Source organism: Streptomyces sp. NBC_00212 (assembly GCF_045206365.1).
Classification (GTDB): Bacteria; Actinomycetota; Actinomycetes; order Streptomycetales; family Streptomycetaceae; genus Streptomyces.
In genome coordinates this window covers 582,016-601,515 of sequence record NZ_CP108115.1, presented here as the reverse complement: position 1 = coordinate 601,515, position 19,500 = coordinate 582,016, and the positions used below count along the sequence as shown (strand labels likewise).

The window sequence follows — 19,500 nt, the reverse complement described above, 5'->3', positions numbered from 1 at the left end:
TGTGGGCAGGGTGGTGGGACCTACACGTGCGGCCGGTGCCCCGGCTCCTGCTTGGGGAAGTGCTGGGTCGCGCCGGGCAGGGTCGGCTTCGGCAGCGTGGCCACCTCGCGCTTGGCCTCCTCCAGCTGCTTCGCCGTGTCGTCCGGCAGCTTCGGCGGCCGGGGCGAAGTGCTGCTGAAGCGGAAGGCGGAGGTCAGGTCGCCGAAGGTGCGGCGGCGCCACTGGCTGATGTTCGGCTCCTTGACCCCCGTGAAGTGCTCCAGGAAGCGCAGCGCCGAGGTGTGGTCGAAGGCTTCGCTCGCCACCCAACCACCCACGGTCCAGGGCGAGATGATGATGGCGGGCACCCGGAAGCCGCCGCCGATGGGCAGCCCGCCGACGAACTCGTCCGCGGTGCCCGCCTTCGGGGTCGGCGGCGCCACGTGGTCGAACAGGCCGTCGTTCTCGTCGTAGTTGAGGATGAACGCGGTCTTCGCCCACACCTTCGGGTTGGACGCGATGGCCTCGATCTTCTGGGACACGAAGTCGGCCCCCGCGGCCGGCAGATAGTCCGGGTGCTCGGACTGGTAGCTCGTCGGCATGATCCAGGAGACCGCCGGGAGCCGGTCGTTGCGGGCGTCGTCCTCGAAGGTGCCCTCGGGCTGCGGGCGCACCCCGCGCTCGTACAGCGGTGAGCCCGGCTTCGCGTCGCGGAAGGCCTGGAACTGCTCCAGCAGGTTGCAGCCGTAGTCGTCGTCCTGCTGGTAGACCTTCCAGCTGACCCCGGCGGCCTGGAGCCGCTCGGCGTACGTCGTCCAGCGGTACGGCGTGGGCGCGGAGTTGCTGGTGACCGGGCCGCCCTTGGTGCCGCCCGGGTCGATGCTGGCCGTCATCCAGTACAGGCGGTTCGGCCAGGTCGGGCCGAAGACGGAGCAGAAGTAGTTGTCGCAGATGGTGAAGGTCTCCGCGAGCGCGAACTGGAACGGGATGTCCTCGCGCGTGTAATAGCCCATCACATAGGGCCCGTTGACGCCGTCCGCCTTGCGGTGTGCGGGCAGCCACTGGTCCATCTTGCCGCCGTTCCACGCCTGGTGCTGCACGGCCCAGGCGTGGCTCGTGGACGGGATGGCCTGCGCGCTGGTGCTGTGCGTGTCCAGGTGGAACGGCAGCAGGTAGCCCCGCGGGTTCACCGCGTCGGGCTGGTAGAACACCGAACGCCCGTTGGGCAGCTTCAGGGCGCCCGGGTCGCTGAACCCGCGCACGCCCGAGAGGGTGCCGAAGTAGTGGTCGAACGACCGGTTCTCCTGCATCAGCATGACGACGTGCTCGACGTCGCGCAGCGAGCCGTTGCGCGGTGGTCCGGCGGCGACGGCCTTTTGCACACTGGGCGGCAGCAGGGACAGTGCCGCCGCGCCGCCGATGGCTCCGGCCGATCCCAGCAGTCTGCGTCGTGTCAACTCGGCCATGAACGCCCCTTCCAGAGCTGTCGGTTGAGACCAGTGACGTGGACCTGCCAGTCAGTGTGGCGTTGTTGGGTGTGGGGCGGTGGAGGGAACCGGTGAACTCGCGCCCAACGAAGAGCAAGGGCTTGCCAAAGCCCGGGCCGGAGCCTCACCCGGCCCGGCGGCGACCCCTCCCGCAGGGGTGCGCCATGCACGGAAGTCCCTTAGTCTCGACGAACCTGACGGATAGTCAGCATAAGGAAAGGGTGAGGTGATGATCGACATCCTGGACCGGCGGGTCGCCGAGGGCGAGGAACGGATTCGGCTCGATGTCACCGGCTCCGGCGTCGGCGTCCTCAGCCTGTGCCGGCCGGACAGGCTCAACGGGTGGAGCTGGGAGTCCAGCCGCCAACTGGGACTGCTCGCCGACCGCATCCGCTTCGACGAGTCGGTCAGGGTCGTGCTGCTGCGGGCCGAGGGCCGCGCCTTCTGCGCCGGCATCGACGTCACCGCCCCCGGCGGCGCCATCACCGGACGCTCCCCGGCCGAACGCACCCACCACTACTACGAAGGCATCCGCTGGGTCCACGAGCGCTTCGCCGCCTTCGCCGGACTGCCGCAGCCCGTCATCGCCGCCGCCCAGGGCTACTGCCTCGGCTTCGGCTTCGAGCTGGCCCTGATGGCCGACATCAGGATCGCCGCCGCCGACGCCGTCTTCGCGCTGCCCGAGACCGGGATCGGCGTGGCCGTCGACGCGGGCGGCGATCTGCGGATCGCGCGCGACGCGGGCGCCGGCTGGGCCAAACTGCTCGCGCTCACCGGCCGCCGCATCGACGCCCCCACCGCCGAACGCATCGGACTGATACAACACGTCGTCCCCCAGGGCGAGTTGGACTCCATCGGCAGCGATCTCGCGGCCGAGATCGCGGCCAACGCGCCCCTGGCCGTCCGGTCCGTCAAGCGCAACATCGACGCCTTCGCCGACGCGGGTCTCGCCGCGGCCCTCGACCGTACGGCTCTGACCGCCGCCCTCACCCTCACCTCCGAGGACGCCCGCGAGGGCTACGCCGCCAAGGCCGACCGGCGCCCGCCGGCCTTCGACGGGAAGTGAGAGCCCTTCCGAACCGGGGCTACTCCCCGAACGGCCCGCGCCCCAGCTGCTCCCGCACGCTGCTCACCGGCGGCGTCACCAGAGCGCGCCGCTGCCAGTTCGCACCGTCCACCACCAGCGTGTGACCGCTGATGAACCTGGCGTACGGAGAGGCGAGGAAGGTGGCCGCCCAGCCGAGCTCGCGCGGCAGCCCGACCCGCAACGCGGGCTGGCGCAGGGCCAGTTCACCCTCATCGGCGGCCCGGTCGAGCCCGGCGCGGATCGCCTCCGGCAGATCGGGGTGCGGCATCAGGCCGGGCACCAGACCGTTGACCTGGATGCCGTACGGCCCCCACTCCACGGCCAGCGTCTCGACGAGATTGCGCACCCCCGCCTTCGCCGCCGCCGAATGGGCGTGCCCCGGGCCGCCCGTCCAGGCGTACGAGGCGCCGATGCTGATCACCGAGCCGGGGGTGCCGGCCGCGAGGTGGCGGCGGGCGAACTCGCGGGTCATGAACCACGTTCCGGTCAGCGTGATGTCCAGGACCGCCCGCCAGGCGTTCGGCGACAAGTCCTCGGCCGGAGAAGGGAAGTTGGCGGCGGCGTTGTTCACCAGGACGGTCGGGACGCCGAGCACAGCCTCGGCCGCGTCGAAGACCTCGACGATCCGCTCCGGCTCCCTGATGTCGCACACCGCGGCCGCCACCCGCCCGCCGAACCCGGCCAGCTCTTGCTCGGCGGCCTTGAGCCGGTCCGCCGAGCGGCCCACGATCATGAGATCGGCGCCGAGCCGCGCGAACTCGGCGGCCATCGCCTTGCCGAGCCCCGACCCGCCCCCGGTCACCAGGACCACGCTGCCGTCGTACGTCCCGGGCGGCAGCGCGCACGCCCCGAGCGGGGGAGGCGCGGGCAGCCCGGGGTGGGTGGGACGCGGAGGCGGTGCGGCGTCGTCCGTCATGGCGCATCCTTACCGGCTGCCGCGCCAAACCGCCATGGCCGTGCGGGGCCCGAGCTCCGCCGCGACCTGACGGTGCATGGTCTCCTCGTCGGGCCGGCGCGGTTCCGCCGCAGGTCCGTACACCGGACGCGGGCCCGATCAGCCAAGCTGTTTCCCTTCGCGCAAGCGACCGCTTAGTATGCCCGCGAGCAGTGGAACGTACTCAGCGGTACGCAGCCGTATCGCGCCCAGCGTGTGGAGGCCCCGAATGCAGGCATGGCGAGTGCACGAGAACGGCGAGCCGGGCCAGGTGATGCGGCTCGAAGAGGTGGACCGGCCCGTGCCGGGCCCGGGCCAGGTGCTGCTGAGGGTGCGCGCCGCGAACATCAACTTCCCCGACGCGCTGCTCTGCCGGGGCCAGTACCAGATCCGCCCGCCGCTGCCGTTCACGCCGGGCGTGGAGATCTGCGGCGAGACCGAGGACGGCCGCCGGGTGATCGCCAACCCCGCGCTGCCGTACGGCGGGCTCGCCGAGTACGTCGTCGCCGACGAGGCGGCCCTGCTGCCCGCGCCCGAGGCCCTGGACGACGCCGAGGCCGCGGCCCTGCACATCGGCTACCAGACCGGCGTGTTCGGACTGCACCGCCGGGCCCACCTCCAGGAGGGCGAGACGCTGCTCGTGCACGCCGCCGCCGGGGGAGTGGGCAGCGCGGCCGTACAGCTCGGCAAGGCGGCCGGGGCGCGCGTCATCGGCGTCGTCGGTGGGCCCGAAAAGGCAGCTGTGGCACGGGAGTTGGGGTGCGATCTGGTCATCGACCGGCGCACCGACGACATCGTGGCCGCCGTGAAGGAGGCCACCGGTGGGCGGGGCGCCGATGTCATCTTCGACCCGGTCGGCGGTGACGCGTACGCCAAGTCCGCGAAGTGCGTCGCCTTCGAGGGCCGGATCGTGATCGTCGGCTTCGCGAGCGGTTCCGTTCCGGCGCCCGCACTCAACCACGCCCTGGTGAAGAACTACTCGATCGTCGGGCTGCACTGGGGGCTGTACGCGCAGAAGGACCCGGCCTCGATCGTCCGCTGCCACGAGCAGCTGACCAAGCTCGCCGCCGAGGGCGCGATCAAGCCGCTCATCAGCGAGCGGGTCCCGCTGAAGGACGCCGCGGCCGCCGTGCAGCGCGTCGCCGACGGCACGACCACCGGCCGCGTGGTCGTCCTCCCGGACGGAGCAGCCCGATGACCGACGCCGCCGAACTCCGCGCCCGTACGCGGGAGTTGCTCGCTCAGCACCCGCCCGCCGGCACCGAGCCCCTCGACTTCCTCAAGGCCCGCTTCGACGCCGGGCTCGCCTGGGTGCACTACCCGGTCGGCCTCGGCGGCCTCGGCGTGCCGCGCTCGCTCCAGGCCGTCGTCGACGCCGAACTCGCCGCCGCCGGGGCGCCCGACAACGACCCCCGCCGGATCGGCATCGGCCTCGGCATGGCCGCGCCGACCGTCCTCAAGTACGGCACCGAGGAGCAGAAGCGGCGCTTCCTGCGCCCGCTGTGGGTGGGCGAAGAGGTCTGGTGCCAGCTGTTCAGCGAGCCCGGCGCTGGCTCCGACCTCGCGGCGCTCGGCACCCGTGCCGTACGCGACGGGGACGGCTGGGTGGTCGACGGGCAGAAGGTGTGGACGTCCAGCGCGCACCTGGCCCGCTGGGCCATCCTGATCGCCCGCACCGACCCCGGCCTGCCCAAGCACCAGGGCATCAGCTACTTCATCTGCGACATGACCGACCCCGGTGTCGAGGTGCGGCCGCTGCGCCAGATCACCGGCGAGGCCGAGTTCAACGAGGTGTTCCTCACCGGTGTGCGCATCCCCGACGCCCACCGGCTCGGCGAGATCGGCGAGGGCTGGAAGGTCGCCCAGACCACCCTCATGAACGAGCGGGTCTCCATCGGCGGCATGCGCATCCCGCGCGAGGGCGGCATGATCGGCCCGGTCGCCCGCGCCTGGCGCGACCGGCCCGAGCTGCGCACCCACGACCTGCACCAGCGGCTGCTCACCCTGTGGGTGGAGGCCGAGGTCGCCAGGCTCACCGGCGAGCGCCTTCGCCAGCAGCTCGTCGCGGGCCAGCCCGGCCCCGAGGGCTCCGGAATGAAGCTCGCCTTCGCCCGGCTCAACCAGGAGATCAGCGGCCTGGAGGTCGAACTCCTGGGCCAGGACGGCCTGTTGTACTCCGACTGGACCATGCGTCGGCCCGAACTCGTCGACTTCACCGGCCGCGACGCCGGATACCGCTATCTGCGCTCGAAGGGCAACTCCATCGAGGGCGGCACGAGCGAAGTGCTCCTGAACATCGTCGCCGAACGCGTCCTCGGCCTGCCCGCCGAGCCGCGCAACGACAAGGACGTCGCCTGGAAGGACCTGACCCGATGAAAGCGCAGACAGCGCAGACCGACGCGGAAGCCACCCCCGACCTGCTGTACTCGGAGGCCGAGGACGACCTCAGGGCGGCCGTGCGCTCCCTGCTCGCCGACCGCACCGACACCCCGTCCGCGCTCGCCCGCGCCGAGTCGGACACGCCGTACGACCCGGAGCTGTGGCGCTCGCTCGGCGCCGGGATGGACCTCGCGGGGCTGCTCGTCCCCGAGAAGCTCGGCGGACAGGGCGCCTCGCACCGTGAGGCCGCGGTCGTTCTGGAGGAGATCGGCCGCGCGGTGGCGCCGGTCCCGTACCTCACCAGCGCCGTCGTAGCAACCGAAGTGCTCCTGGCGCTGGATCCAGAGATCGATGAAGTCGCCTCCCTGCTAAGGGAGTTGGCGTCAGGGCGCCGGACCGCGGCCCTCGTCGTGCCGTTCTCGGCGGGCCCGCACTCGGTGCGGCTGCCCGGGACGCTCGCCGGGACCGTCAGCGCGGTCGCCGACGCGGCCACCGCCGACGTGCTCCTCGTGCCGACCGGCGAGGGCCTGTACGCCGTCGACGCCACGGATGTCGCGGTCACCCCGCTCACGCCGCTCGACCTGACCCGCCCGCTGGCCGCCGTCACCCTCGACGGCGTCAGCGGCACGCCGCTGGCCGACGCGGACACGGCGCTCGCCGCCGTGCGCCGGGGCCTGCTGGCCGGGGCCGGGCTGCTCGCCTCCGAGCAACTGGGCGTCGCCGAGTGGTGCCTGACCGAGACGGTGACGTACACCCGCGAGCGCAAGCAGTTCAACCGGCCGGTCGGCTCGTTCCAGGCGCTCAAGCACAGGATGGCGCAGCTCTGGCTGGAGGTCGTCTCCGCGCGGGCCGCCGCCCGCAACGCCGCCGACGCGCTCGCCACCGCCAGCCCCGAGGCGCCGCTCGCGGTGGCGGTCGCCCAGGCGTACTGCGCCCGGGTCGCCGTGCGCGCCGCCGAGGAGTGCGTGCAGCTCCACGGCGGCATCGGCATGACCTGGGAACATCCGGCCCACCTGTACCTGAAGCGGGCCAAGTCGGCCCAGATCGCACTCGGTTCGGCCGGAGAACACCGGACGGCGATCGCCGAACTGGTCGACCTGCGGGCATCCTGAGGGAGGACCGGGTGTTGCCCCGTCCTCCTGCGGACGGGGGAGCACCCGGCAGTCCACCCTGCGGACGGCGAGCACCTGGCTCCCTCGCGCCTTGGCATCATCGGCCGATGAGTGATCACCGGCGCACCGAGCCCGCCAAGACGGCCGACGACCGCACGTCGCTGACCGCGTTCCTCGACCACCAGCGCGAGACCCTCGCCTGGAAGTGCGCGGGCCTGAGCGCGGAACAGCTCAAGCAGAAGGCCGTGCCGACCTCGCGGCTCACCCTGCTCGGCCTGGTCCGGCACGCCGTCGAGGTCGAGCGGAGCTGGTTCCGGCTCGTCCTGAACGGCGAGCGGCTCACGTCCTACTGGCCTCGCACGGCCGACGGGGGGTTCGGCGAGTTCCATGTCGCGGACGCCGACGTGGACGAGGCGTTCGCCGCCTGGCGGGCCGCGTGCGAGGACTCCCGCTCCGCGGCCGACGCCTTCAACTCCCTTGACGAAACAGTGGAGTTCCGCGAGGAGACCATCTCGCTGCGCTACATCCTCACGCACATGATCGAGGAGTACGCCCGCCACAACGGCCACGCCGATCTGCTCCGCGAGGCCATCGACGGCACGACGGGCGAGTAGCGCCCTCGCCCCCGCCTCCCGCGGCCCCGGTCCGCGCCACCCGCACGGACCGGGGCCGTGCCGTTTTTGACCCCTCCTTTACTGGCGGGTTTAATTGCGATTTGTTCGCAATAGCAGTGGATCTTCAGCAAGGGGTGTGGGCCGCATGACCGCCCGTTCCATACGTGCCACGGCCGCCGCCGTACTGGCCGGGGCTCTCGCCGTCGGCACGGCCGCCTGCTCCAACCCGGGCGGTGGGGCGGCCGGAAGCGGCAAGAAGGACTCCGCGGTCGTGGGCATCGCCTACGAGCCCGAGACGCTCAGCCCGCTCCTCGGCTACGGCAAGGACGGCAACTCCAAGCTCTTCGACGGGCTCCTCACCTTCGACGCGGACATGAAGCTGCGGCCCGCGCTCGCCACCGCGCTGCCCGAGGTGAGCGCGGACCGGCTGACGTACACGTACAAGCTGCGCCAGGGCGTGAAGTTCAGCGACGGCAAGCCGTTTACGGCCAAGGACGTCGTGTTCACCTACACGAAGATCCTCGACCCGAAGACCAACAACCCCTCCAAGGGCGAGCTCGACGCGGTGAAGTCCGTCGAGGCCCAGGGCGACGACTCGGTGGTCTTCACCCTCAAGTACCCCTACGCCCCGTTCGCCGAGCGGACCGTGCTGCCCGTCGTCCCCGAACACGTCGCGGCCCCGCAGGACGTCAACTCGGGCGCCTTCTCCAGCGCGCCCGTCGGCACCGGCCCGTACACGCTCACCAAGTGGTCGAAGGGCGAGAAGATCACCTTCTCGGCGAACCCCTCCTACTGGGGCGGCGCGCCCGCCGTGAAGAAGTTCACGATGGCGATCATCAAGGACGACGACGTGCGCGCGACCCGGCTGCGGGCCGGCGACCTCGACGGCGCGATCCTGCCGCCCAACCTCGCCAAGACGTTCAAGGGTGAGAAAGGCAAGAAGACGTACGTGGCGAAGACGTACGACTACCGCAACGTCACCCTGCCCACCGGCAACAAGGTCGCCGGTGACACCGCCGTGCGCCAGGCCCTCGACCTCGCCGTCGACCGCGAGGCCATGGTCGACCGCATCCTGGAAGGCGCGGGCAAGCCGGCCTACGGCCCGGTGCCGACCGGCAGCCCGTGGTTCGCCGCCGGCACCGAGCGCGCCCACGACCTCGGCAAGGCGCGGAAGATCCTCGACGACGCGGGCTGGAAGCCGGGCGCCGACGGCATCCGCGAGAAGGACGGCGTCAAAGCCGCCTTCCCGCTCTGGTACCTCTCCGGCGACAAGCTCCGCCAGGACCACGCCCTGGCGTTCGCCTCCGACGCCAAGAAGGCGGGCATCGCCGTCACCACCCAGTCCGGCACCTGGGAGGTCATCGAGCCCCGCATGAAGCAGGACGCGGTCCTCGCCGGCGGCGGCTCGCCCGGCGACCCCGACTTCGACCAGTACAACCTGCTCAAGTCCTCGCTCGCCGGCGACGGCTTCAACAACATGGCCTCGTACGCCAACGACACCGTCGACAAGGCCCTCGACGACGCCCGCAAGAGCGGCGACCAGGCCGTCCGCAAGACCGCGTACGACACCGTTCAGCGCGAGCTCGTGAAGAACCCGGGCTACACCTTCCTCACCCACATCGACCACCTGTACGTCGTCAACGACAAGTGGGACGGCCCTTCCACCCAGGTCGAACCGCACGACCACGGGCTCGCGTCCGGCCCCTGGTGGGACGTCGAGAAGTGGACCCCGAAGAAGTGAGCCGCCGCCTTCCGTGGGAGGCGATGGGCCGCATGGCCGGCCGGCGGATCCTGTCCGCCGTCCCCGTCCTGCTCGCCGTCACCTTCGGCGTCTTCGCGGTCGCCGCCGCGTCCCCCTTCGACCCCGTCAAGGCGTACGCGGGCACCGCCGGACTCACCGCGTCCCAGGCCGAGTTGGATCAACTGCGCGCCAACCTCGGCGTGGACCAGCCGTTCGTGCAGCGCTGGTGGGACTGGCTGACCTCGGCCCTCGGCGGCGACCCCGGCGACTCCAGCGTGCTGCGCCAGCCCGTCGCCGACGTCATCGCCGAACGCATCGGCTGGTCGGCGCTGCTCGCCATCGCCGCCTTCGCCGTCGCGATCCTGCTCGGCATCGCGCTCGGCGTGCTCGCCGCGCGCCGCCGCGGCGGCTGGCTCGACCGCTCGGTCAGCTCCGCCGCCTACACCCTCGAAGCCGCCCCCGCCTTCTGGCTCGGCCTGCTCGCCATCTGGTTCTTCGCGCTGAAACTGGGTGCGCTGCCGGCCGGGGGCCTCACCGACACCGCGAGCGACACGGTCACCCCCGGCCAGGTCATCAGCCACCTCATGCTCCCGGCAGGCGTGCTCGGCCTGTCCCAACTGCCCTGGTTCTTCCTGTACGTACGCCAAGGCGTCGGCGACGCGCTGGCCGAGGACCCGGTGCGCGGGGCGCGGGCGCGCGGCCTCGCCGAACGCACCGTCCTGACCGGCCACGCCCTGCGCTCCGGCATGCTCCCCATGCTGACCCTGATCGGCTCCCGCGTGCCCGAGCTGATCACCGGCGCGCTGCTCGTCGAGACGGTCTTCAGCTGGCCCGGCATCGCCGCCGCCACCGTGCAGGCCGCGACCTCCGTCGACTTCCCGCTGCTCGCCGCCCTCACGGTGCTCGCGACCGCCGCCGTGCTCCTCGGCAACCTGCTCTCCGACCTCCTGTACGGACTCGCCGACCCGAGGGTGGGATTCGATGGCTGACGTACGCCTCGGCAGATCCACCCGCACCGTGCGGGTGCGCACCTCGGCCGTCATCCTGGCCGTCGTCGTGCTCGCCGTCGTCCTGGTGCCGCCCCTGGTCCAGCTCGACCAACAGGCCGTGGACCTTGCCAGGAAGCTCCAACCCCCGTCCTGGGCCCACCCGTTCGGCACCGACGACGTGGGCCGCGACCTGCTGCTCCGCTGCGTGTACGGACTGCGGGTCTCCCTGCTGGTGGGCGCCGTCGCCGCGCTCGCCGCGACCCTCATCGGCACCGCGGTCGGCGCCGTCGCCGGAGCCTTCGGGGGCTGGACCGACCGGGTCGTCATGCGGCTCGTCGACACCTGCTCGTCCGTACCGCACCTGCTGCTCGGCATCTTCGTCGTGGCGATGTTCCGCCCAGGAGTGTGGCCGGTCGTGGTGTCGGTCGCGCTGACGCACTGGCTCTCGACGGCCCGCATCGTCCGCTCCGAAATCCTGTCCCTGCGCTCGCGCCCCTACATCGACGCGGCGATCTCGGGCGGCGCCTCGCGGTGGCGGGTGACGGTCCGTCATCTGCTGCCCGCTGTGTGGCCGCAAGCCGGTCTTGCCGCGGTTCTCATGGTGCCGCACGCCATGTGGCACGAGTCCGCCCTGTCCTTCCTCGGCCTCGGCCTGCCCGCCCACCAGGCCAGCCTCGGCAACCTCGTCCAGAGCGCACGCGGCACGCTGCTCGCGGGCGACTGGTGGCCGACCCTGTTCCCCGGCCTCCTCCTGATCGTGCCGACCCTCGCCATCGCGGGCCTGGCCGGAGCCTGGCGGGAACGGCTCAGCCCGCGCCGCCGATCGGAGCTGATGTTGTGACCGCTGTGACCTCGGTGACGTCTGGGGCCCCGAACGCGCTCTCCGTACGGAACCTCTCCGTACGCTTCCGGATGCGGGGCGGCGGACACATCGCCGCCGTCACCGATGCCTCCTTCGACCTCGCGGCGGGGGAGTGCCTCGCGCTCGTCGGCGAGAGCGGCTGCGGAAAGTCGGTCCTCGCCTCCGCGCTGCTCGGCCTGCTGCCCGCCAACGCCGAATCCGAGGGCGTCGCGCTGCTCGACGACGGCACGGACCTGATCACCGCCGACGAGCGGCTCCTCGCCCGCACGGTACGGGGCCGGCGCATCGGCCTCGTACCGCAGAGCCCGGCCGCCCACCTCACCCCCGTACGCACGGTGCGCAGTCAACTGGAGGAAACCATAAGAGAGTTGACCCCCGCCCCGCGCAAGGCGCTGCGTGCGGCGGCGCGGGACGTGGCCGGGCGGGCGGCCTTCCCTGCGGACCACCTCGACCGCTACCCGCACGAACTGTCCGGCGGGCTCGCCCAGCGTGCCGCGACCGCGCTCGCCCTCGTCGGTGACGCACCTCTGCTGCTCGCGGACGAACCGACGACGGGGCTCGACCGCGCCCTGGTCGAGCGCACGGCCGACGAACTGCGCCGCACCGTCGACGAGGGCCGCGCCCTGCTGATGATCACGCACGACCTGGCGGCCGCCGCCCGGATCGCGGACCGGGTCGCCGTGATGTACGCGGGCCGCATCGTCGAACTCGCCGACGCCACCAGGTTCTTCGGCGAGCCGGGTCCCCGGCACCCGTACGCTCGTGGTCTGCTCGATGCCCTGCCGGAACGATCCTTCCAGCCCATCCCCGGCATGCCGCCGGAGCTGGGAGACCTCCCGGCGGGGTGTGCGTTCGCACCCCGCTGCGACCTGGCCGACGCGCTCTGCGGCACCCAGCCGCGGTTCGACGGCCGGGCCGCCTGCCACCACGCCCACGCGGAGGAGCCCAGCCGTGCTTGAGCTCAGCAACATCACAGCCGGTTACGAGCGGGGCAGGCCCGTGGTGCGCGACGTCAGCCTCGCCGTGTCCCACGGCGAGGCGGTCGGCCTGCTCGGCCCCAGCGGCTGCGGCAAGTCCACCCTGGCCAGAGTCGCGGCCCTGCTGCACCGACCCGACGCCGGAACAGTCGTCCTGGACGGCACCACCGTCACCGACTACCGCCACCGCGCCCCGCGCGCCCTGCGCACCACCGTGGGCGTCGTCTTCCAGTCGCCCCGCCTCTCCGCCGACCCGCGGCTGCGGCTGCGCGACCTGATCGCCGAGCCCCTGAAGGCGACCGGCCGGCGGATCGAGATCCGCGAGCGCGTGGACGCGCTGGCCCACGCGGTCGGCCTCGGCGGCGACCTCCTGACCCGCAGCGCCCACGAAGTCAGCGACGGCCAGCTCCAACGCGCCTGCCTGGCACGAGCGTTGGTGCTCCGTCCACGCCTGCTGATCTGCGACGAGATGACCGCGATGCTCGACGCGTCGACGACGGCCGCGCTGGTCGCGGCGGTCGAGAACTACCGCCGCGAGACGAAGGCGTCCCTGCTGGCCGTCGGCCACGACCAGGTACTCCTCGACCGCTGGTGCGACCGCACAGTCAGCTGGGAGGCCCCGCCGCAGGCCTGACCGGCGGGTGAAACGGGGACGAAGGACCGGCCAACTCATGGTAGCCACACGTCAGTTGTGCGCAACGCGACGCATACTCGGTCGCGTCCGTCCCTCGTTCCCCGGGAGCGCACCCATGGCCCACCTCACCCGCCGCAGTGCCGTCGCCACCCTCGCCGCGGCCGTCGCCGTGCCCGCCCTGGCCGGCACCGCCCGCGCGGCCGCCCATCCCTCCCGTCCCAGGCCCCTGCGCAGAACCCACGCGCACAACGACTACGAGCACATCCACCCCCTCTTCGACGCCCTCGCGCACGGCTTCACCAGCGTCGAGGCCGACATCTTCCTCGTCGACGGCCGGCTCCTGGTCGGCCACGACCCCGCCGAGCTCGACCCGAGCCGCACCCTCGAATCCCTCTATCTCGACCCGCTGCGCAAGCTGATCCGCGCCAACCACGGCTCGGTGTACCGGGGTTACCACCACCCGCTCCAGCTGCTCATCGACATCAAGACCGAGGGCGCGGCCACCTACCTCGAACTCGACCGGCACCTCGTCCCCTACCGGCACCTCCTCAGCTCATGCGCGCACGGCCGGGTGCGGACCGGCGCCGTCACCGCGGTCATCTCCGGCGACCGCGGCGCCCGTACGCCCATGGAGGCGCAGCGGGTGCGGTACGCCTTCTACGACGGGCGGCTCGACGACCTCGGGACGGCCGCCACCGCCTCCTTCATCCCGCTGATCAGCGAGGCCTGGACCGACCACTTCACCTGGACCGGCACCGGGCCCTTCCCCGCCGCCGAACGCGCCGAGCTGCGCGACCTGGTGGCCCGCAGCCACGCGGGCCGCCAGCGGCTGAGGTTCTGGGCGACCCCCGACTCCGCCGGGCCCGAACGCGACGTCCTGTGGCGCGAGCTCTACGCCGCCGGGATCGACTGGTTCAACACCGACGACCTCGCCGGACTCGAAACCTTCCTCCGTGCCCACGGCGAGTAGCGGGATCACACGCAGTCAACACCCGTACGGCGGACATGTCTTGAGCCGGTGAGCAGCGCCTCCTCCGCCACACTGACGCCCGAATGCCGCGAATCCGGCGCGGCGGAGGAGGCTCGTCATGGCTGTTTCGATCTCGGTGGTCCTGCTGCTGGTGGTGCTCGCGGTGATCTTCCTGCGGAGCGGTGGGCTCAAGCCCTCGCACGCGATCGTCTGCGCCCTGCTCGGCTTCTTCCTGGCCGGGACGAGCATGGCGACCACCATCCAGGACGGCCTCAACGCGACGGCAGGTGTGGTCGGTAGCCTCAAGCCATGACCAAGGCCCGCCGGAAGATCACCGCCGAGGAACGGCGCGCCCGCCTCGGCGCCCGCCACCTGCTCACCCCCGCCGCCCGCGCCAACGCCCCGGAGGCGGTCGCCGAGGCGGTGCTCGGCCTGCACGCCACGGACCCCGCGTCCGTGTACCTCAGCGTCGCCGCCCGGCTGAAGGACCCCGCCGTGGCGGACCTGGAGCGCGCGCTGTACGAGGACCACACGCTGGTGCGGATGCTCTGCATGCGGCGCACCATGTTCGTGGTGCCGCGCGAGCTCGCCCCCGTCGTGGACGCGTCGACCGCCCGCGCCGTGGCGGCCCGCGAACGCAAGAACCTCGCCAAGGTCATCCAGGAACAACTCGGCTTCGACGAGCGCTGGTTCGCCGCGACCGAGGCCGCGGTCCTGGCCGCCCTCCAGCGGCGCGGCGAGGCCACCGCTGCCCAACTCGCCGACGAAGTACCCGACTTGAAGTCGCAGATCGTCCAGGCCGAGGGCAAGCCGTACGAGGCCCGGCCCCGCATCACCAGCCGCTTCCTCGGCGTGATGGCCGCCGAGAGCCGCATCCGGCGCGGCCGGCCGCTCGGCACCTGGGCCTCCAGCCAGTACCGCTGGATCCCCGCCGAACCGCACCCCGACCTGCCCGTCGACGAGGCCAAGGCGGAGCTCGCCGGGCGGTACCTGGCGGCGTTCGGGCCCGCCACCACGGAGGACGTCAAGTGGTGGACGGGGTGGACGCTCACCGACACCCGCAAGGCGCTGGCCCGCACCGACGCGGTCGAGGTCGACCTCGACGCCGGTCCGGGCCATGCGCTGCCCGCCCACCTCGAACCCCCTGCCGAGCCCGAGCCCTGGGCTGCGCTGCTTCCCGCCCTCGACCCCACCCCGATGGGCTGGCGGCATCGTGACTGGTACCTCGATGCCGGTCACACGGCCGAACTCTTCGACACGAACGGGAACATCGGGCCGAGCGTCTGGTGGAACGGGCGGGTCGTGGGTGGGTGGGCTCAGCGGGCCGACGGCTCGATCGTTACGGAGGTCCTCGCGGGGGCGGGGGTGGGGCGGGACGCGCGGGCGGTGATCGATGTCGAGGCGGATCGGCTTGCCGCGTTCTTCGGCGATGTGCGCATCAAGCCGAGCTTCCGCACGCCATTGGAGCGGCGGCTCGCTCAGTAACCCCTGGCGGGGTGCGGCTTTCGGGTGCGGGCCCGGCGGGGCCGGTCGGGTTGGTTGCGCAGTTCCTCGCGCCCCTGAAACCCGCCTTCGGGCGCGGGCCGTCCGTGGTTGCTCGCGCCGTTCCCCGCGCCCCATACGGGGCCCGAGCCGCAACCAGGTGGGCTCAGAGCTCGTGTTGCACCCTCATGACGTGAACATGAAACCCCCTCAGCTTCCATGGACACTTCAAGCAGGCACCTCTAACGTCCGGTGGCGGCGCGACGACTTTCGTACGTACGCATACCGAGGAGCCGCATGTCCCGCAGAGTGTTCGCCCGCGCACTGGCCCTGACGCTCGCCGTCACCGCGGGCACCCTGGTGGGGCCGGCCGGTGTCCGGGCCGCTGGGCCGCCCAGCGGGTCGGTGTCTCGTCTGTGAAGGCCCCGTGCTGGTACTTGGTGACGAATACCAAGCGAACGTGCACGTGGTGGACGACATGACAGCCCATGCGTACACCAGGGTTTGGGTTCCTCTGTGGTGACATCAGTGAAATTGCTACGGTGATGGCGTGAGTGCGGAACTCGTCTATGAAAAGCGGCACGGGCATTCAGCCCGGCTGGCGCTGTCTCCTGCGCTCGTACTCAAGGCGGATGATCAGGCGCATGCGGCCCGGACGATGTGGAATCTGCTGCACGCATGGTGGCAGATGATGCCGAAGGACAAGCGGACCCTGGCGAACGCGGACGCCGCCATCCGGCAGGCCCGCAAGGACATCGACTTCCTCGCCGCACTTCCCGCGCAGGCCGCCCAGGCGGTTCTGAAGACGTACGCCCAGGCATGGAAGAACTGCTGGGACGGCCGCGCCGACGCACCGAACTTCAAAGGCCGACTCCGAACGGTGATGTCCGTTGACATCCCGCAGGGCCGTGACCTGAACATCACTCGCGTGCATCGCCGCTGGGGCATGGTCAACATCCCCAAGATCGGCCGAGTCCGCTTCCACTGGACCAAAAACCTGCCGGTCGGCAAACACGCCAACGCCGAGAACCGGATCACCGGCGCGCGGCTGGTCAAAGACGCTCTCGGCTGGCACATCGCCTTCCGCGTCCAGACCCTTGAAGCCACGCCTGGGCCCCACACGGGGCCCGAGGTCGGCATCGACGCTGGAGTGAACATCCCGCTGGCCCTGTCCGACGGCAACCACCAGGACCACTGCCTCCCAGCGAAGACGGCGGACGGCACGGCCGACCGCGACAAGTGGCTGAACCCCAACGAGAAGGCCAAGCTGCTGCGCCTGGAACAGCGAGCCGCCCGGCGCAAGCAGTACCGCAAACCCGGCGAACATACTTCGAACCGGCTTCACCGCACCTACGACCAGATCGCCGAGCTCCGTGCGAAAGCCAAGCGCCGAGCCCTCGACTGGCAGCACAAGACCACCAGCGAGATCGCGGCGAAGTACAGCGTGATCGTGGTAGAAGACCTCAACATCACGAACATGGTCAAGTCCGCCAAGGGCACCGATGAGGAACCTGGGAAGAACGTTGCCCAGAAATCCGGCCTCAACCGCTCCATCAGCCAAGAGGCATGGGGCCGCACCGTCACCATGCTGACGTACAAGACCGCACGTCATGGGGGCACAGTCCACAAGGTTCCCGCCCCTGGAACCTCCCAGCGCTGCTCGATGTGCGGGTTCACCACTCCCGGCAGCCGGGAGTCTCAGGCCGTGTTCGTGTGCAAGAACCCCGACTGCGGCTGGTCAGGCAACGCCGACCACAATGCAGGCCGGAACATCTTGCACCTGTACCGGATGGGCCTCGCGCTCATCCCGGCTGCCGGGAGGGCAGTCGCCAGGCGCGCTCGCCGCGTCAAGCCCGCCACCGCAAGGTAGGCAGGAATCTCCTCCGTTCACGGAGGAGAACACTTCAAGAGAAGGAGCCCAACGCGCTCGGCATCGACGCCTGGTACCTGACCGCGGTCGACTTCCGCACCGGCGCCGTCCGCTGGAAGAAGCTCACCGGAACCGGCCCCGGGTACGACAACAACTGGGCGCCGATCACCATCGGCCCGGACGGCACCGCGTACGTCGGCGTCTTCAACGGCATCGTGGCCGTGCACGACCGGGACTGAGGCCCCAGGGGGCGGCGGTTCAGATCAGCCGCGACCGGATGAGGAACCGCACGCCTTCCGGCGCTTCGAGCGAGAACCCGCTGCCCCGGCCCTCCACCACGTCGACGATCAGCCGGGTGTGCCGCCACAGTTCGTACTGGCTCTTCGGCATCCAGAACGGGACGCGCTCAGCCACTCCCTCCACCGCGAGGGAGGCGAGCAGGACGTCCGAGCCGCCGGTACGGAACTCTCCCTCCGGGTAGCACATGGGCGCGCTGCCGTCACAGCAACCGCCCGACTGATGGAACATCAGCGGGCCGTGCTTCGATCGCAGTGTGCGGATCAACTCGCGTGCCGCAGACGTGAGTTCAACGGGTGGGGCGTCGGTTGCCGGGGGTGTTCCCGGATGTTCCGCGGGCGTCATCTCTCCCTCGCTCCTCCGGCCCGCGCAACAGCCCCCTGCGGGCCATGGCGTGCGGATCCGGTAGCCACACCTCACCATGCGGGTGGTTGCAAGCGGGTTGCAACCACCTGGCGTCCGGGGGCCTGGCACCACCCCCTTCCGGGCCCCAAGCCTCCTGACCCGGGCCCGGGTCCTGCCACAGGATCGTGAGCGACAGATCCGTACGGCGAGAACAGAAGGCAGGGGGCTCGGCGATGACCGGTCACACTCGGCGGAACGTGCTGCGGGGCACGGCGGCGATCGCGCTGGCGGGAGGCACGACGGCGCTGCGCGGCGGCCCACCCGCGCCCATGGCTCCCGCCGCCTCCGCGCCCCCGGGCCAAAGCCCCTTCCTCGAAGGCGTCTTCGCGCCGGTGACGGAAGAGCTGACAGCGTTCTCGCTGCCCGTCACCGGCCGCATCCCGCACGAGCTGAACGGCCGCTATCTGCGCAACGGCCCCAACGCCTTCGGTATCGAGGACCCGCGGGCCCACCACTGGATGATCGGCCCCGGCATGGTGCACGGCGTGCGCCTCAGGAACGGCCGCGCCGAGTGGTACCGCAATCGCTGGGTCCGCTCGGCCGCCGTCGCCGGGGAACTGGGGGAGAAGTACCCGGGGCCGGTGCCCGAGAACGACTTCGCCTGCAACACGCATGTGATCCCGTACAAGGGCCGCATTCTCGCGATGCAGGAGAGCGGGCCGCTGCCGTACGAGCTCGACGGCGAGCTCAACACGCTGCGCCCGTACGACTTCCGCGCCACGCTGAGCGGGTCCTTCGCCGCACACACCAAGTACGACGCCCACGCGGACGAGTTGCACGCCATCGCGTACTACCCGACCTGGGACCACGTCCGCCACATCGTCGTGGACCGCACCGGGAAGGTGACCAGGACGACTCGGATCCCCATGCCGGCGGGCTCGATGGTGCACGACTTCGGGCTCACCGAGCGGCACGTCGTCGTCATCGACATCCCGGTCACCTTCGATCCGGAGGCGGCCCGTAGCGGCGCTCCCGTGCCGTACGCGTGGGACGACCACCATGCGGCACGGGTCGGAGTCATGCCGCGCGGGGGCGGCCCGGTCCGCTGGTTCGAGGTGGACCCCGTCTTCTACTCGCACACGCTCAACGCGTACGACGAGGGAGCGACCGTGGTCATGGATCTCACCACCTACCCGGCGCCGTTCTTCGTCGCCGGGCGCGGCTCGGGTGGCCCGGCCGCGACGGGGACGCCCGCGCTCGACCGCTGGACGATCGACCTGGAGCACGGCCGCGTCCACCAGCGGCGGATCGACGACCGGCCCCAGGAGTTCCCGCGCGTGAACGAGGCGACGGTGTCCAGGCGCCACCGGTACGGCTACTCCGCGGCCGCCGCCGAGTTCTTCGCCGCGTACGAGACGGTCGATGGGGTCCCGCCCGACAAGGCGTTCAGCAGCGCCCTGATCAAGCAGGACCTGCTGCGCGGCACCTCACAGGTGCACCGGCTGCCGAAGGCGGCGGCCGCGGGCGAAGCCGTGTTCGTGCCGCGCGACGCGCACGGCCACAAGGCGGCCGAGGACGACGGCTACGCGCTCGCCTACGTCCACGATCCGGAGCGGGGCGCGAGCGACCTGGTGATCCTGGCCGCCCAGGACTTCACCGGAGAGCCGGTCGCCCGCATCCACCTGCCGGGCCGGATACCCCTTGGTTTCCACGGCAGTTGGGTACCCGACGCCTGAGGTGA

General features: G+C 71.5%; 19 protein-coding genes and 1 pseudogene. 17 read left to right on the top strand and 3 right to left on the bottom strand.

Translation table 11 applies throughout. From position 1 onward, the window contains the following. Positions 1–20: 20 nt before the first annotated feature. The gene (locus tag OHA17_RS03175; protein WP_406503822.1) at positions 21–1,445 is read right to left on the bottom strand and encodes an alkaline phosphatase family protein; all 1,425 of its coding nucleotides are present in this window, start codon (positions 1,443–1,445) and stop codon (positions 21–23) included. Positions 1,446–1,695: 250 nt separating this feature from the next. On the opposite strand from OHA17_RS03175, the gene OHA17_RS03170 reads away from it, so the two are divergent. Next, complete coding sequence (locus OHA17_RS03170) at positions 1,696–2,532, top strand: enoyl-CoA hydratase/isomerase family protein (protein WP_406503820.1); 837 nt, start codon at positions 1,696–1,698, stop codon at positions 2,530–2,532. 19 nt (positions 2,533–2,551) lie between these two features. On the opposite strand, the gene OHA17_RS03165 is transcribed toward OHA17_RS03170, so the two are convergent. After that, the gene (locus OHA17_RS03165) at positions 2,552–3,469 is read right to left on the bottom strand and encodes an SDR family oxidoreductase (RefSeq protein WP_406503818.1); all 918 of its coding nucleotides are present in this window, start codon (positions 3,467–3,469) and stop codon (positions 2,552–2,554) included. 247 nt (positions 3,470–3,716) lie between these two features. On the opposite strand from OHA17_RS03165, the gene OHA17_RS03160 reads away from it, so the two are divergent. From OHA17_RS03160 to OHA17_RS03090, 15 genes and pseudogenes are all read left to right on the top strand, one after another. After that, the gene (locus OHA17_RS03160; protein WP_406503816.1) at positions 3,717–4,685 is read left to right on the top strand and encodes an NADPH:quinone oxidoreductase family protein; all 969 of its coding nucleotides are present in this window, start codon (positions 3,717–3,719) and stop codon (positions 4,683–4,685) included. Continuing rightward, entirely contained in the window at positions 4,682–5,863 is a 1,182-nt protein-coding gene (locus OHA17_RS03155; RefSeq protein ID WP_406503814.1) for an acyl-CoA dehydrogenase family protein, read from the top strand. The genes OHA17_RS03160 and OHA17_RS03155 overlap by 4 nt, the downstream gene beginning before the upstream one ends. Next, positions 5,860–6,978 carry an acyl-CoA dehydrogenase family protein gene (locus OHA17_RS03150; RefSeq protein ID WP_406503812.1) on the top strand — a complete coding sequence of 373 codons (1,119 nt, stop codon included), beginning with the start codon at positions 5,860–5,862 and terminating at the stop codon, positions 6,976–6,978. The genes OHA17_RS03155 and OHA17_RS03150 overlap by 4 nt, the downstream gene beginning before the upstream one ends. A gap of 107 nt (positions 6,979–7,085) precedes the next feature. Beyond that, a complete protein-coding gene (locus OHA17_RS03145; protein ID WP_406503811.1) occupies positions 7,086–7,592 on the top strand; it encodes a DinB family protein in 507 nt (168 codons plus the stop codon). A 145-nt stretch (positions 7,593–7,737) separates the two neighbouring features. Further along, positions 7,738–9,333 carry an ABC transporter substrate-binding protein gene (locus OHA17_RS03140; protein WP_406503809.1) on the top strand — a complete coding sequence of 532 codons (1,596 nt, stop codon included), beginning with the start codon at positions 7,738–7,740 and terminating at the stop codon, positions 9,331–9,333. Positions 9,334–9,356: 23 nt separating this feature from the next. Beyond that, a complete protein-coding gene (locus tag OHA17_RS03135) occupies positions 9,357–10,322 on the top strand; it encodes an ABC transporter permease (protein WP_406510620.1) in 966 nt (321 codons plus the stop codon). Beyond that, positions 10,315–11,163, top strand: coding sequence for an ABC transporter permease (locus OHA17_RS03130; protein ID WP_406503807.1), 849 nt, complete (start codon positions 10,315–10,317; stop codon positions 11,161–11,163). The genes OHA17_RS03135 and OHA17_RS03130 overlap by 8 nt, the downstream gene beginning before the upstream one ends. 71 nt (positions 11,164–11,234) lie before the next feature. Further along, the gene (locus OHA17_RS03125; protein WP_406510619.1) at positions 11,235–12,143 is read left to right on the top strand and encodes an ABC transporter ATP-binding protein; all 909 of its coding nucleotides are present in this window, start codon (positions 11,235–11,237) and stop codon (positions 12,141–12,143) included. After that, entirely contained in the window at positions 12,136–12,795 is a 660-nt protein-coding gene (locus OHA17_RS03120; protein ID WP_053730215.1) for an ABC transporter ATP-binding protein, read from the top strand. Before OHA17_RS03125 ends, OHA17_RS03120 begins: the two co-directional genes overlap by 8 nt. A gap of 115 nt (positions 12,796–12,910) precedes the next feature. Continuing rightward, on the top strand, positions 12,911–13,765 hold the full coding sequence (locus OHA17_RS03115) for a phosphatidylinositol-specific phospholipase C/glycerophosphodiester phosphodiesterase family protein (RefSeq protein WP_406503805.1): 855 nt from the start codon (positions 12,911–12,913) through the stop codon (positions 13,763–13,765). Between the two features lie 118 nt (positions 13,766–13,883). Beyond that, entirely contained in the window at positions 13,884–14,078 is a 195-nt protein-coding gene (locus OHA17_RS03110) for a hypothetical protein (protein ID WP_398873611.1), read from the top strand. Next, a complete protein-coding gene (locus tag OHA17_RS03105) occupies positions 14,075–15,250 on the top strand; it encodes a winged helix DNA-binding domain-containing protein (RefSeq protein ID WP_406503803.1) in 1,176 nt (391 codons plus the stop codon). Before OHA17_RS03110 ends, OHA17_RS03105 begins: the two co-directional genes overlap by 4 nt. A 294-nt stretch (positions 15,251–15,544) precedes the next feature. Next, entirely contained in the window at positions 15,545–15,667 is a 123-nt protein-coding gene (locus tag OHA17_RS03100) for a hypothetical protein (protein ID WP_406503801.1), read from the top strand. Between the two features lie 130 nt (positions 15,668–15,797). Beyond that, positions 15,798–17,117 (top strand): RNA-guided endonuclease InsQ/TnpB family protein, encoded by a 1,320-nt coding sequence (locus OHA17_RS03095; protein ID WP_406503799.1) that lies wholly within the window; start codon positions 15,798–15,800, stop codon positions 17,115–17,117. A 38-nt stretch (positions 17,118–17,155) separates the two neighbouring features. Continuing rightward, positions 17,156–17,356 (top strand): annotated as a pseudogene (locus OHA17_RS03090) (hypothetical protein); the annotation flags it as partial. A gap of 19 nt (positions 17,357–17,375) precedes the next feature. On the opposite strand, the gene OHA17_RS03085 reads toward OHA17_RS03090, so the two are convergent. Continuing rightward, positions 17,376–17,759, bottom strand: coding sequence for a DUF779 domain-containing protein (locus OHA17_RS03085; RefSeq protein WP_406503797.1), 384 nt, complete (start codon positions 17,757–17,759; stop codon positions 17,376–17,378). A gap of 233 nt (positions 17,760–17,992) precedes the next feature. On the opposite strand from OHA17_RS03085, the gene OHA17_RS03080 reads away from it, so the two are divergent. Continuing rightward, positions 17,993–19,495, top strand: a complete 1,503-nt coding sequence (locus OHA17_RS03080; protein WP_406503795.1) for a carotenoid oxygenase family protein — start codon at positions 17,993–17,995, stop codon at positions 19,493–19,495. The last annotated feature ends 5 nt before the right edge of the window (positions 19,496–19,500 follow it).

Bases quoted from the DNA above. Each gene is read 5' to 3' on its own strand.
- OHA17_RS03110 (WP_398873611.1), top strand. From the start codon at position 13,884: ATGGCTGTTTCGATCTCGGTGGTCCTGCTGCTGGTGGTGCTCGCGGTG.
- OHA17_RS03105 (WP_406503803.1), top strand. From the start codon at position 14,075: ATGACCAAGGCCCGCCGGAAGATCACCGCCGAGGAACGGCGCGCCCGC.
- OHA17_RS03100 (WP_406503801.1), top strand. From the start codon at position 15,545: ATGTCCCGCAGAGTGTTCGCCCGCGCACTGGCCCTGACGCTCGCCGTC.
- OHA17_RS03175 (WP_406503822.1), bottom strand. From the start codon at position 1,445: ATGGCCGAGTTGACACGACGCAGACTGCTGGGATCGGCCGGAGCCATC.
- OHA17_RS03150 (WP_406503812.1), top strand. From the start codon at position 5,860: ATGAAAGCGCAGACAGCGCAGACCGACGCGGAAGCCACCCCCGACCTG.
- OHA17_RS03080 (WP_406503795.1), top strand. From the start codon at position 17,993: ATGACCGGTCACACTCGGCGGAACGTGCTGCGGGGCACGGCGGCGATC.
- OHA17_RS03160 (WP_406503816.1), top strand. From the start codon at position 3,717: ATGCAGGCATGGCGAGTGCACGAGAACGGCGAGCCGGGCCAGGTGATG.
- OHA17_RS03140 (WP_406503809.1), top strand. From the start codon at position 7,738: ATGACCGCCCGTTCCATACGTGCCACGGCCGCCGCCGTACTGGCCGGG.
- OHA17_RS03145 (WP_406503811.1), top strand. From the start codon at position 7,086: ATGAGTGATCACCGGCGCACCGAGCCCGCCAAGACGGCCGACGACCGC.
- OHA17_RS03085 (WP_406503797.1), bottom strand. From the start codon at position 17,759: ATGACGCCCGCGGAACATCCGGGAACACCCCCGGCAACCGACGCCCCA.
- OHA17_RS03130 (WP_406503807.1), top strand. From the start codon at position 10,315: ATGGCTGACGTACGCCTCGGCAGATCCACCCGCACCGTGCGGGTGCGC.
- OHA17_RS03135 (WP_406510620.1), top strand. From the start codon at position 9,357: ATGGGCCGCATGGCCGGCCGGCGGATCCTGTCCGCCGTCCCCGTCCTG.
- OHA17_RS03170 (WP_406503820.1), top strand. From the start codon at position 1,696: ATGATCGACATCCTGGACCGGCGGGTCGCCGAGGGCGAGGAACGGATT.
- OHA17_RS03165 (WP_406503818.1), bottom strand. From the start codon at position 3,469: ATGACGGACGACGCCGCACCGCCTCCGCGTCCCACCCACCCCGGGCTG.
- OHA17_RS03115 (WP_406503805.1), top strand. From the start codon at position 12,911: ATGGCCCACCTCACCCGCCGCAGTGCCGTCGCCACCCTCGCCGCGGCC.
- OHA17_RS03155 (WP_406503814.1), top strand. From the start codon at position 4,682: ATGACCGACGCCGCCGAACTCCGCGCCCGTACGCGGGAGTTGCTCGCT.
- OHA17_RS03125 (WP_406510619.1), top strand. From the start codon at position 11,235: ATGCGGGGCGGCGGACACATCGCCGCCGTCACCGATGCCTCCTTCGAC.